This is a genomic window from Acinetobacter genomosp. 33YU (assembly GCF_001990725.1).
Taxonomy (GTDB): domain Bacteria; phylum Pseudomonadota; class Gammaproteobacteria; order Pseudomonadales; family Moraxellaceae; genus Acinetobacter; species Acinetobacter seifertii.
On the sequence record NZ_LFZQ01000002.1, the window covers coordinates 249292 to 263005 of the forward strand.

General features: G+C 38.8%; 11 protein-coding genes. 8 read left to right on the forward strand and 3 right to left on the reverse strand.

Annotated features, from left to right (window positions below):
* Positions 1-23 precede the first annotated feature (23 nt).
* The 3 genes from AC056_RS02350 to AC056_RS02360 all read right to left on the reverse strand — a co-directional run bounded on the left by AC056_RS02350 (position 24) and on the right by AC056_RS02360 (position 4213).
* Positions 24-1487 carry an amino acid permease gene (locus tag AC056_RS02350; RefSeq protein ID WP_213033464.1) on the reverse strand — a complete coding sequence of 488 codons (1464 nt, stop codon included), beginning with the start codon at positions 1485-1487 and terminating at the stop codon, positions 24-26.
* 399 nt (positions 1488-1886) lie between these two features.
* Entirely contained in the window at positions 1887-2981 is a 1095-nt protein-coding gene (gene astA, locus AC056_RS02355) for an arginine N-succinyltransferase (protein WP_077162624.1), read from the reverse strand.
* Complete coding sequence (locus AC056_RS02360; protein ID WP_077162625.1) at positions 2978-4213, reverse strand: aspartate aminotransferase family protein; 1236 nt, start codon at positions 4211-4213, stop codon at positions 2978-2980. Before AC056_RS02360 ends, astA begins: the two co-directional genes overlap by 4 nt.
* Positions 4214-4348: 135 nt before the next feature.
* Between AC056_RS02360 and AC056_RS02365 the strand changes: the two genes are divergently transcribed.
* The 8 genes from AC056_RS02365 to AC056_RS02400 all read left to right on the forward strand — a co-directional run bounded on the left by AC056_RS02365 (position 4349) and on the right by AC056_RS02400 (position 13374).
* Positions 4349-4771, forward strand: a complete 423-nt coding sequence (locus AC056_RS02365) for an Lrp/AsnC family transcriptional regulator (RefSeq protein ID WP_002001056.1) — start codon at positions 4349-4351, stop codon at positions 4769-4771.
* A gap of 319 nt (positions 4772-5090) precedes the next feature.
* Positions 5091-6521: a gamma-aminobutyraldehyde dehydrogenase gene (locus AC056_RS02370; RefSeq protein ID WP_077162626.1), complete on the forward strand. Its 1431-nt coding sequence runs from the start codon at positions 5091-5093 to the stop codon at positions 6519-6521.
* A 28-nt stretch (positions 6522-6549) separates the two neighbouring features.
* A complete protein-coding gene (locus AC056_RS02375) occupies positions 6550-7320 on the forward strand; it encodes a nuclear transport factor 2 family protein (protein WP_077162627.1) in 771 nt (256 codons plus the stop codon).
* A gap of 59 nt (positions 7321-7379) precedes the next feature.
* On the forward strand, positions 7380-8099 hold the full coding sequence (locus AC056_RS02380) for a FadR/GntR family transcriptional regulator (protein ID WP_068935892.1): 720 nt from the start codon (positions 7380-7382) through the stop codon (positions 8097-8099).
* Positions 8100-8164: 65 nt separating this feature from the next.
* Complete coding sequence (locus tag AC056_RS02385) at positions 8165-8878, forward strand: cache domain-containing protein (protein ID WP_049064971.1); 714 nt, start codon at positions 8165-8167, stop codon at positions 8876-8878.
* 195 nt (positions 8879-9073) lie between these two features.
* A complete protein-coding gene (locus tag AC056_RS02390) occupies positions 9074-10405 on the forward strand; it encodes an APC family permease (RefSeq protein WP_077162628.1) in 1332 nt (443 codons plus the stop codon).
* Positions 10406-10424: 19 nt separating this feature from the next.
* Positions 10425-11870 (forward strand): NAD(P)/FAD-dependent oxidoreductase, encoded by a 1446-nt coding sequence (locus tag AC056_RS02395; protein ID WP_077162629.1) that lies wholly within the window; start codon positions 10425-10427, stop codon positions 11868-11870.
* A 145-nt stretch (positions 11871-12015) separates the two neighbouring features.
* Positions 12016-13374 (forward strand): amino acid permease, encoded by a 1359-nt coding sequence (locus tag AC056_RS02400; RefSeq protein ID WP_077162630.1) that lies wholly within the window; start codon positions 12016-12018, stop codon positions 13372-13374.
* Positions 13375-13714 lie beyond the last annotated feature (340 nt).

Below are 13714 nucleotides of genomic sequence, written 5' to 3' on the forward strand. Positions count from 1 at the left end.
CTAATAAAATCACTAAAATTTATTTAAATATAATCAACCTTTTGTGCTTTTAAAATATCAAGCTGCAACATCTTTTTCTTTTTATATTTATAGGCAATAAATAAGCCAACAAACCATACTGGTGAAAACTCTAAAGCAATTAGTGTGTCATGATCTAAAGCTAAAATAACGATCGTAAAAACTAAAAATAGCATCGTCAGCCATGCCATAAATAAACCACCCGGCATTTTATATTTTGACTGAATATGTAATTCAGGGCTTTTCTTACGATAATAAATATATGAAAGTACAATCAGCATAAATGTAAAAATACATAAAATTGAAGTGAGTGCTGAGATAATCGTAAACGCCGTCATAACATTTGGAACAATGAATAGAATTGATGTCCCAAGCGTTACACAAGCCATTGAAAACACAAGCCCTCTAATTGGAACTTTTCTTTTAGACAGCTTACTAAAGCTTTTCGGTGCATCATTGTCTAAAGCTAAACCATATAGCATACGGCTGGTTGCAAAGATTCCACTATTTGCCGAAGAAAGAGCTGAGGTTGCGACAACGAAGTTAATTAAACCTGCCGCAATTGGTAAGCCAACTAAGGTAAACATTTCCACAAATGGGCTTTTTTCTGGTGAAATTTTTGCCCAAGAGGTAACTGCAATAATACAAACCAATGCGCCTACGTAGAACAATAAAATACGTAAAGGAATAGAGTTAATGGCTTTTGGAAGTGAAGTATGCGGGTCTTTTGTTTCTGCGGCAGTTGTACCAACAAGCTCAATACCCACAAATGCAAATATGGCAATTTGGAAGCCTGCTAAGAAACCTGTTACACCATAAGGAAACATAGATTGTGTTTCAAACAAATGGCTCATCGAAGCTTTGACGCCATTTGGAGAAGTAAAGCCCGTACTAATTAAATAAATACCAGCCAAAATAAACAGGATAATTGCAGTAATTTTGATGAGTGAGAACCAAAACTCAAGCTCACCAAACAACCGAACTGCCACAAAGTTGAGTATGGTTAAAACTGCCAATGAAGTAAATGCTGGAATCCAGACAGGTAAATCGGGATACCAAAACTGCATGTACCCTCCAATCACAATCACGTCGGCAATCGCTGTAATAATCCAGTTACACCAATAAGACCAACCCAGAAAAAAACCTGCCCATGGACCTAAATAAGCGGTTGCGAAATCGGCAAATGTTTTAAAGTTCGTGTTGGCAAGCAACAATTCACCCATTGCTCGCATCACGAAGAAAAAGAAGAAACCAATAATTAAATAGGTTAAAACAATTGAAGTACCCGAAACACTTAATGTTTTCCCGGAACCCATAAATAATCCAGTACCAATTGCACCACCAATTGCGATCATCTGAATATGACGATTGGTTAATGAGCGCTGCAATTTCTCTTCTTCTTGTTCAGTCATATGTTGACTACCAAGAAGATCTCCTTCCAGAAACTGCTTTCCGTTATTCTTACTCATGTAATATTTACTCCAATTTATAGCAACCGTCGTAAATGCTTTAATAATAAATAAATTATATGATTATTAATTTAGTCCATTAAATCATGTTAAAAATATTATTAAACCACTTAAAACCTTATAAATTCCTTTTTAAAAGCTATTACCTATAACAATAAAAATTAATCATCAATCCTTTCCTTCATTATTATATTAGCCCGCTTTTCTCAACATAATTTCAATAAATATTTAAAATATATAGATTAATTAAATATTTTATTTACTGACTCTTTATATAGAAAAACAGGCTAATTAATCCCAGCTCAGTGAGCAAGATTGTATTTATCCATATACCCATCTTGCGCTAGCGATAATATAGTATTCCTTCTTAAATTTGGTGAAATGTATAGTAATTTCCGCTTAATTAACAGCCATTCGAAAATGTTCAGTCGCTTTGAGTTTATTGACCACTTCTGGGCTCGAAACCTGTTTAACATGAACGCTTAGCACCCGAACTAAAGAGCCATTTTGAACATTCAACTGTTTAGCCTGCTCTAAACTAAGCTGCATTCGATTTTGATAAGATGTGCTGTACACCACAATTGCCCGATAATTTTCATAATCATCATTGGCAACAATATAAGGTTCATCACCTAGACTTAAATCAGTAGACTCTACAACTTGTACAGTTAAAATCTGACTTTCTTTAATGGCACGTAAATTTTCAATATCGGCCTGTAGGGTTGCTCCGCCATCAAAAATATCGACATAGCCTTTATAGCGAAGCCCTTCTTCTAGCAAAAGATTGTAAGCAGGTCGCGTATTTGGATGAACCATACCAATTGCGGCTTTAGCATCGTCTGGCAACATATCGACATAAAGCGGATGTCTCGGCATCAGCTCGGCAATAAAGGCCTTTTGCCCTATTCCGCTTAAATAGTCCGCTTTGGTAAATTCAATATTAAAAAATTTATGACCTACCGCATTCCAAAATGGAGACTGCCCATTTACATCGGAATAGCCACGCATTTCAGCCACAATCGTTTCTTCAAAGTATTGGCGAAATGCGGACAAAAACAAGAAGCGTACTTTAGATAAAAACTTGCCATTTTTATTTAAACGATAGTCTGGGTCTAAAAATAACGTACAAAGCTCACTACAGTTGGTATGGTCATTACTCAAGTACAAAGTCGGTAAAGCGTTATAAACACTTAAAGGTTCAGACGCGTGAACTTGAGTACCCACATGGAAGTTATACCAAGGTTCTTTTAGACCGAGCGCCACTTCAATACCGCAAACACCTACGACTTTGTTGAGTTCAGTATCTTCCAAAACAAATAAGTAAACCTGATCTGCTTTTGGTAATTCGCCTGCTACTGTTTTACATGCTCGTTCAATACGTGCAGCCAACTTTTCCATATTTGGCTGCAAAGATGTCAAACCAAAACCCGCTTTTTGAGCCAAAAGGTAAAGATCATTAACATCCTTAGGTTCAATGTAGCGAATAATCATCATGCGGCTTGTTCATCCTTTTGAATTTCTACAAAGCGAGCAAGTGCAAGTTCGAAGCGTTTTAAACCTTCATCAATATCAGCAAACGGAATAATTAAAGACGGCGTAAAACGTACAACATTTGGTCCAGCAATCAGACTCAGTAAACCTTCCTCACCCGCAAGGTTATTAATATCTTTTGCTTTACCAGCGAACTTGTCTTTTAAGGCACAACCAAGGAGTAAGCCTTCTCCCCGAATTGTTTTAAAGACTTCATATTTTTCATTTAATTTATTTAAAGCGTTTTTATAGTAATCATGACGCTCTTTTACGCCTTCAAGCACTTCTGGCGTATTAATAAACTCAAATACAGCACCAGCAACCGCACTTGCTAATGGGTTACCACCGTAAGTTGTACCGTGTGTACCCACTGAAAAATGCGGAGCAACTTTATCAGTTGTTAACATTGCACCGACTGGGAAACCACCACCTAATGCTTTTGCAGTGGTAAGAATATCCGGAGTAACACCTGAGTTCATGTAGGCATAAAGTGAACCTGTACGGCCTACACCAGTTTGTACTTCATCAAAAATAAGTAAGGCACCAAACTCATCACACAGTGCACGTAAACCTTTTAAAAATTCGATGTCAGCAGGAATAACACCGCCTTCACCTTGGATCGGTTCAACAATGACTGCACATGTTTGCTCATTAATCACCGCTTTTGCAGCTTCTAAATCATTGTAAGCAACATGGCTAATGCCGTTTGGAAGTGGTGCAAAGTCTTGTGAATATTTTGGCTGACCACCTGCTGAAACGGTAAATAAAGTACGGCCGTGGAAAGCATTATTAAATGCCACAATGCCACTTTTGCCTGCAACACTGCTGTCGAGTCCAACTTTACGAGCAAGCTTTAATGCTGCTTCATTGGCTTCTGCACCTGAGTTACAGAAGAATACTTTGTCTGCAAATGTATTTTCGGTGAGTTGTTTCGCAAGGCGTAGAACGGGTTCATTGGTATAACCATTGCCGACATGCCAAAGTTTTGTTGCTTGTTCTGTTAAAGCATTTACTGCCACTGGATGCGCATGACCTAATGCGTTTACTGCAATCCCGCCTGCAAAATCGATATATTCTTTATTTTCTTGATCCCAAATACGTGAACCTTCACCACGTACCGGAATGAAATTTGCCGGTGCAAAAACTGGAACCATCCACTCGTTAAAGTCGCTACGAGAAACTGCAAAATTATTCATCTTATCTAGTCCATTAAATTGAATTATTCGGGTGAGCTAATGCCCCTATTATTCAAAATCAAATTGATTCACAAAATTTGTAATTCAGCAAAAAATGAATTATTTTTTACCAATTTGATAATTGACAATGACATTATGGACAATATTGATCAAATTATTTTAGGTTTACTCAAAGACAATGCACGGATGTCTGTAACCGAGTTAGCCGAAAAAGTTCACGTCTCAAGAGCAACCATTAAAAAGAGAATGGAGTATCTTGAGTCTTCGGGCATCATTACCGGATATACGGTTCGTTTTAAACCGAATGCGGAACGGAATGTCATCCGTGCATGGATGAGCATTATGGTCGAAGGCACCAAAGCACAGTCTGTGATTAAAGAACTACGCCTAGAAAGTGCGGTGGAATGTCTGCATAAAACTAATGGGAAATGGGACATTTTAGTCGAGCTACGCTCTGACACTTTAGAAAACTTTGACAAAGTTTTAGAGAGAATTAGGAATATTTCAGGTATTTATAACAGTGAAACCAGCATCTTGCTTGCCAGTCATAAAACCTGATCATTCACTTTAATTTCAAAGAATAAGAATTGACGAGCTAAGCATAAGGTTTGGCTCCCCCCCATTCATACAAAGAAATTTCCTTAAGTACCCACTATTAAAATTAAAAACCATCACAACCATAGTCCACTCTAAAAAACCTCAATAAATTTTTAATTTTTTTTAAATAATCAAATCAAAAACTTAAAATCTAATTTGATTTAAATTTTCACTTTTTTCACTCATTCCCCTCGTCATGGCATTTGACAGAAAATTTAAAACATAATACATATAGTATTATATGTTATATGTTAAAAACCTAAGGACAAGGTATAAGAAAATGGCTAAAACTCAACTAAAACACTTTATTAACGGCGAATATGTTGCTAGCAAAGGAAATGATTACTTCGACTTGGTGAGCCCAGTGACTGGTGAAGTTTATGCACAATCACCTAATGCAACCGAAGCAGAAGTTGATGCAGCGTATGCCGCTGCCAAAGAAGCATTTAAAATTTGGGGACGCAGTACACCATCAATGCGTCAAAAAGCATTACTTAAGCTAGCAGATGCTATCGAAGCAAATGCTGACCGTTTAATTGAAGCGCAAAGCCGCAATACAGGTCAGTTAAAACACTTAATAGCATCTGAAGAAGTGGGTGTATCGGCAGATCAAGTTCGTTTCTTCGCAGGTGCTGCCCGTTTACTTGATGGCTCAGCAACTGGCGAATATTTAGAAGGTTTAACCTCTTCTATTCGCCGCGAACCCATCGGTGTAGTTGGTCAAGTTACACCTTGGAACTATCCACTTATGATGGCAATCTGGAAAATTGCTCCTGCTTTAGCTGCTGGTAACACAGTGGTACTCAAACCAAGTGATACAACACCTGAAAGTACCCTTTTACTTGCTGAAATTGCTGCACCATTTTTCCCTAAAGGTGCATTTAATGTGGTGTTAGGCCAAGCACAGGTAGGCTCAAAAGTTGTATCACATAAAACACCTGCTCTCGTTTCTATTACTGGTTCAGTGCGTGCCGGATTACAAGTTGCCGCTTCTGCCGCAGCAAATTTAGCGAAAGCTCACCTTGAGCTTGGTGGTAAAGCGCCTGTACTGGTTTTTGAAGATGCGGATCTTGATAAAGCAGTTGAAATGATTGCTTTAACAGGCTATTTCAACGCAGGCCAAGACTGTACTGCGGCAACGCGTGTGATTGTGGCTGAAGCAGTTCATGATAAGTTTTTAGCTAAACTCGTTGAGGCTGCAAAAAATACCCGTTTTGGTGATCCAGATGATCAAGACGCACTTTATGGCCCACTTAACAATGCTAACCAATTGAAAAATGTTAAAGCCTTTATTGACAACTTACCTGCTCATGCCAAAGTTGAAACAGGTGGAAAACAAGCAGACCGCCCAGGCTTCTATTTTGAACCGACTGTTATTAGTGGTTTAAAACAACATGATGAAGCCATTCAAAAAGAAATTTTTGGACCAGTCATTACCGTTCAAAAATTTACCGATGAAAATGATGCGATTGAAAAAGCCAACGATGTTGAATATGGCTTAGCTTCAAGTGTTTGGACCAAAGATCATGCCTGTGCGACTCGTCTGTCACGTGAACTCGATTTCGGTACAGTTTGGATTAATACCCATATTCCTTTAACTGCAGAAATGCCACACGGCGGCTTCAAAAAGTCAGGATATGGTAAAGATTTATCTGGCTACGGTTTTGAAGAGTATACCCGTGTTAAACATGTGATGAGTTCAAACGAATAATAACAATGCGTTTTGAAAGGAGATCAAAATGAATAAGCAAGAAATGAAAGACTTGGTGACTAAAGCCCATCACGAGCTATTTAATTTGCATGACACCACTGCTCTAGACCGTTATTTTTCTGAAGACTTTATAGAGCACTCACCACTCGTTGCAAATGGTATTTCGGGTCTTCGCCAATTGGTAGAGGACTGCCCAGACATGCAACACGAAGCTGTACGCGTGCTCGCAGATGGTGACTTGGTTGCAATTCATGGCCGCTTTCAAGGCTTAGATGAAAACCCTTTGGTTGGCTTTGATATTTACCGAGTAAAAGACGGCAAAATTGTAGAGCATTGGGATGGTCTTGTAGCAGAAGCAGCGCCGAATGTAAGCGGTAGAACGCAATTAGATGGTCCAACCGAAATCGTCACTCACCATGACCCAGAGAAAAACCGTGAGATTGTGACGTCTTTCTTTAAGGAGTCATTAATTGATGGAAATTACGATGCCTTCAAAGAATACACCCACGGCGATCAGTTCATTCAACATAGTCCAGATATTGGAGATGGCGTTAAAGCCGTCATTGATTTTTTGAACAATATCCGTAATGAAGGACAAGGTTTGGTATACTCAAAAACGCATCGCTCCATTGCTGATGGTCAATTTGTATTGACTCATTCCGAAGGTAGTATTGCCGGAAATCGACATGCCTATTTTGAATTATGGCGTTTAGATAATGGCAAAATTGTTGAACTTTGGGATGCAATACCAGCCGTGCCTGAAGATGAACAGGCTGTCCATGGTTATGGCGTGTTTTAATAATTATTTATCCGCTTCATTAAGCTAAGTCTTTTGACTTAGCTTTTAGAGAATTCGCCATGTCAGCATATACGATAATTTTTGCACCTATTGCTCAAGCAACTCGTTCTGAACAAGTTGTAGAACGCTTGGAAAATGCAATTATCTCTGGTTTGCTCAAAAGCAATGAACAACTTCCTAATGAGGCAGATTTAGCACGCTTAATGGGCGTTTCACCCATTACTGTACGCGAAGCTTTAAATACTTTACGTGTAAAAGGTTTAATTGATACACGTCGCGGCAGAAATGGAGGAAGTTTTGTTTGTGAACTACCTTCAGACTTACTTTTAAACCAACATCCATTGCGCCAAGCTTCAAATGAGTATCTTGCCGATTTAGGCGAGTTTCACAGTGCGATTTTAAGTCATAGTGCATATTTGGCCGCTCAAAGAACCACAGAATATGAACTAGGCAAAATCAAAGAACTCATTGAGCAATTTGAACAAGCCGTTGAAGCAGATACACGTGCACAACTTGATTTACGTTGCTTGCTTACACTCACCTCATTTGCACAATCTGCAAGACTGGCAAATCAGGAACTCACTATTCAAGCTGAATGGGCTCCCCTTATTGCCGTGCTTTATCAAGACAACGATTTTCACCGTGAAGTTGTAAAACAATATCACCATCTTTTGTCATCTTTTGTTGAAAACAATGAAAATGAAGCTGTGATTCAAGCCAGAAAAATAGTTTCAATGCTCACTGACCAAATGCTTCGGTATAAGTTATCAAGTGAATAAAAATAATAAATGAGATGGCTTATCAATAATCAAGTTAGGAATATGGAATTTTAGGAGTTATCGGAATGACCCAGCACTTAGATTTAGATATAGAAGAGCTTCAAAGTTTATTAAAAAGTGTTGTTGAGGAAACAACAACGATTACGGAAACACTGGCGGCTAAAGCAAGCAAAATTCTATCAAAGCATGCATCTGAAAAAAATGCAGATATTAAGCTTTCAACTTCAGAACGCTCTGCTTTGCAGAAGGAAATTAAAAATGCGCTAAATCAGAGCCATTATAGTCAAGGAACTGGTTTTGCAAGTTATAGTCCAGCAACGCAAGACGAGCAAGACTACTGGACACTTGAATGGTGGTATAAAAAAGAAGACCAGTTACAACAAGCGAAACTTGAAAACTACCAAAATGCGCAGCGCTTTTTAGATTTCCGCTCTTTTGAATGGTTCCACAAACCTGCTCAAGATAAAAGCCCGTGCATACATGGCCCTTACGTTGATTATATTTGTAACGGCGCCTACACCATCACCATTGCCCACCCTGTCATGATTCATGATCAGTTTATTGGTGTCATTGCTACCGATATTTTAGTTTCGGCGCTTGAAAAACTACTTATGCCAAAACTCAAAAATATCAAACAAAAAGCAGTCATTATGAATGATTCATCTCGGGTCATTACTTCAAACGACATTAGCATCCGAACTGGAACCTTATTTAAAGAAAAAGCTGTTCAACAGTTTTTCTCGCGACCCTGTCCATCTTTCCAGTTGGTTGTGATCTAAAAAGAAAAGAATAATAGCTCTTTATTCTAACTTTAGTGTGCCACCAAGGTGAAATAGCACTTTAAGCCTCTAGCTACTGTTCAAACTTTCTTCAATCAGACTTGTTTATTCAGGTCACGGGGAAGTTTTGGCCTAAAAATAGCATCGCCTTTCTGGATGAAAAGCAAAAACAACGAAATTTGAGGTTGAAAAGACATGGAAAATAAAGCGTCTTCCTTAAAAAAACTATCACTATGGCAAGTCACGATTATTGGTATTGCCTATATGACCCCCATGACGGTTTTTGATACTTTCGGTATTGTTTCCGGAATTACCAATGGTCATGTTCCTCTGGCTTATCTACTCGCTTTAGGCGCGATGTTACTGACCGCTTGGAGCTATGCAAGATTTAGTAAAAATTCAGAAAGATCAGGTTCGGCCTATAGTTATACTGCTGAAAGTTTAGGGCCTAAAAGTGGATTTTTCGTTGGCTGGTGCTCTCTACTCGACTATCTGTTATTACCCCTTATTAATGTGTTACTGGCTGCAATTTATCTCACCGCACTCATTCCGAGTATGCCTTATTGGTTTTGGGTATTGGTATCGGCGGGCCTTGTGACTTTAGTCAACTGTTTCCGTATTCGGTTACTTGCCAACTTAAGTCTCGTGTTTGTGTTTGCTCCGATTATCCTCATGGTCATTTTTGTATATTTAGTGGTTCGTGGTATTGGCTCAACTCAAGGTTATGAACACGTGCTGACCTTGGCTCCGCTATGGCATGGCGAACAATCGCTATTACCGCTCGTTGCTGGCGCTTCGGTTTTATGTTTTTCATTTTTAGGTTTTGATGCAGTCACTACACTTTCAAATGAAACCAAACAACCCACCAAAAATATTCCCCGAGCAGTCATGTTAACAACACTTACTGGCGGACTTATTTTCTTCACAGCCGCTTGGTTTATTCAGCTTTATTTTCCAAACAATGTTCGTTTTCACCACCCTTCAGAAGCACTTCCTGAAATTGTGCTTTATGTAGGCGGCGCGTTGTTTCAGTCGATATTTTTATGCGGCCAAATTATGAACACAGTCGCCTCTGGTCTTGCCTCGCATGCCAGTGCTTCGCGTTTACTGTATATAATGGGAACTGACAATATTTTCCCTAAAAAGTATTTTGGGACTATCCATAGCTCTTTAGGTACACCATTTTTCTCGGTTTTATTTGTCGGGCTTATTTCAATGTCGGCTATTTTTTTAGATTTAGCTCAAGTCGTAAGCCTGATCAGTTTTGGTGCGCTCGTTGCTTTTACGGCCGTCAACTTCTCAGTTTTTATGAAATTTTATATTAAAGATAAACAGCGCTTAGGTTTTAAAAATAAATTTCTAAACCTATTTTTACCGCTTCTATCGGTCATTAGCATTATTTGCTTATGGCTCAATCTTGACTCATCGTCACTGATTTTTGGATGCTTCTGGTTATCTTTAGGCATTCTTCTATTTATTTATAAAACGATTAAAAAACAAAGTATTGCCATTAGTAATGCTTATTAATTTTTTAAGGAACTTCTCTATGAAAATTATTTCTAAACCCCAGCTTTTAAAAGATGTGGAATACAAACCAAGTAAATCTCTACAAGTGGGCAAAGAGTGGAGCTGGTTAAATCCAAAACATGCGAAATTTGATACAGCCACGGTTAATGATGCATCGGTAGATAACCCAGCCAACTACTATGAAAGCTCACTGTCTGATTGGCATACTTTTGATAGTTTAAATGCCAACATTGAATGTGATGTTGTGGTGATTGGCGGTGGTTTATTGGGTTCATCGACTGCCCTTCACCTAGCTGAACAAGGTGTAGATACGGTTTTGTTAGAAAAAAACCGCATTGGTAGTGCAGCTTCAGGGCGAAATGGCGGACAACTTACTCCCGGTTTAGCACGCTGGGAAGCTCAAGAAATGGCCGATCGCTTAAGCTATGAAGATGCAAAAAAACTTTGGCATTTTACCTCTACGGAGGCCATGCAACTGATTGATGATATCTCGGAAAAATACCAACTCAACTTTGACCGAAAACATGGCCATATTACTGCCGCCGTTCATGAAGGACATTTGGTCGGTTTAACACAAGGTGCCGATGCACGAAAATACTTAGGCGAAGACCATACCCGTATTGTAGGTAAGCACGAACTCATGGACTATATTAAATCTGACTACTATACAGGCGGTTTAATTGATGAGTTAGGCGGACAGATCCATCCCTTGGCTTTAAATCGTGGCTTAATTTATGGTTTTTGCCAAAACGGCGGTACTGTTTATGAACAAACAGAAGTTATTTCAATAGTAGAAAAAGCAGATGGTGTTTATGTTCAAACAGCAAATGCTGTCGTAAAAGCTAAAAAGTCTGTGGTTTTAGCGGTACACCATGCTTCATTTAAACTTTTATCTGAACAAAACAATACCACTATTCCGTTTTATACCTATGTCGCGACCACTGCTCCATTAGAACTGGATACCAAAGAGCTTCTGCCATTTGGACATCCAGTTTATGACACTCAGTTCCAGATTGATTACTACCGCCCTGTGTTTAACAACCGCTTATTATTTGGAGGCCAAGGTACTGGCACATGCTGGGGGCCAGAGAAAACTTTAAACTATTTAGAGCATCGAATTCATACCGTGTTCCCGCAAATTAAAAATCTAGAGATGGATTTCGTCTGGAGTGGAACCACTGATTTAACTGTAAATGGTGCAGTCGACAGTCGTAAGTTTGGTAACAAGTTCCCGATTTATGCAGTTCACGGATGGAGCGGTCACGGCGTGGCACAGACTGTTCGTATTGGTAAAGCCATCGCAAGTGATTTTGTTGGGCAATCTAATGACTTTGAAATGTTATCTAACATTGACCATCAAAATATTATTTTTGGCCGTACCCTTGCACCAGTTGTTATTCCGCTCGCGAAAAGCATGTATGGCATCGGAGCAATGATAAACCCGGGCAAAATGGTGTCTTTCTAATTTATAGAACCACTAATTTTCCAAAAAGGATTCGTACAGTTGTGTGAATCCTTTTTATTTAGCTGAGTAAAATCCTTTTCAAATTAGGTTATCCCTAGCCAATCCATTACAATAGCGTCGGCTTTTTTAGACAGCGCATAGTATTTTGAGTAACTCAACTTCCCAATTAAAACGTGGACTTAAAAATCGTCACATCCAGTTAATCGCTATGGGTGGTGCTGTGGGCACAGGACTGTTTTTAGGCTCTGCACAAGTCATTCAATCTGCTGGTCCTTCAATCATTTTAGGTTATGCCATTGTCGGTTTAGTTGCATTTTTAATTATGCGACAAATGGGTGAAATGATTGTAGAAGAACCTGTGGTTGGCTCTTTTAGCTACTTTGCACAAAAGTATTGGGGAAGATTTCCCGGTTTTTTATCGGGCTGGAACTATTGGGTAGTGTACATTTTAGTGGCTATGACTGAGCTTACCGCCGTAGCGAAATATGTACATTATTGGTGGCCTCATATACCTGCGTGGGTTTCGGTTTTATTTTTCTTTGTACTGGTCACTTGCTTAAACCTAGGCAACGTTAAATTTTATGGCGAATCTGAATTTTGGTTAGCCATTATTAAAGTTACCGCGGTCATTTCAATGATTGTGTTTGGCTTATATTTATTGCTGACGGCAGGCAACGACTCTATAGCGAGCTTTTCAAACCTATGGCAGCATGGCGGATTTTTCCCACATGGCTTTTCGGGTTTATTCTATATGCTCGCCTTTTTAATGTTTGCGTTTGGCGGTATTGAACTGATTGGAATGACCGCTGCTGAAGCAGAAAATCCTGAGAAAAGTATTCCACAAGCCATTAACCAAGTTATTTTTCGAATCTTGATTTTTTACGTGGCTTCACTCGCGATTATTATGTCGCTTATTCCTTGGAACCAACTAGACCTTGGTGGTTTAGATAAAAGTCCGTTTGTCATGATTTTTAGCCAGCTTGGCATTGGCTGGGCAGCACATTTACTGAACTTTATTATTTTGACTGCTGCACTGTCAGTTTATAACAGCGGCATGTATGCCAACAGCCGTATGTTGTACGGACTAGCAGTACAAGGCAATGCCCCTAAAGTCTTTGGGCAAGTAAGCAAACAAGGCGTACCAATAGCCGCTGTTGTCTTCTCTTCTATCCTAATTTTTGGGTGTGTTTTACTTAATTATTTTGTACCAGAAGAAGCTTTAAGCCACCTTATGTACATGGCTGTTGCAGCTTTAGTTTTAAACTGGGCCATTATTAGCTTTACCCACTTAAAGTTTAAAAAAGCCATGAAACTTGAAGGAAAAGTTGCTAAGTTCCCTGCTCTATTTTCACCTTTAAGTAACTATGTCGTGCTCGTTTTTATCGGCATGATTTTATACATTATGTGGACTCAAGGCTTTAAAGAATCGGTAATTTTGATTCCAATCTGGATTACTTTAACGCTTGGTTTATATAAAGTTTTAAGATTAGATAAATCACTTTGAACGTCCTAAAAGGCTTATTCAAATAGAATAAGCCTTTCTTGTTTTAGGGAACTATAAATGCTTACCCTTACTGCAAGTCTAATCAAGCCAAATATTTATCTTGTTTCTGATCAATCACACATCACTTAGTCGCTTTTAGGTACAGGTTATCCATTTAAAAATGGTGCTTAAGACATTTTTAAGAGATGATTATTAAAGTACAAGTGTTTACATGATCTATAAATATTTGTGCCAATGTTCAGCTAAAATCGTGGCTGACCAGGTATATCGTTGCGATCACCAATCAGGAAAAAGACGCTTCGCCATAAGTCGTGTTCTTTACCCACTTTACTGATTCTTC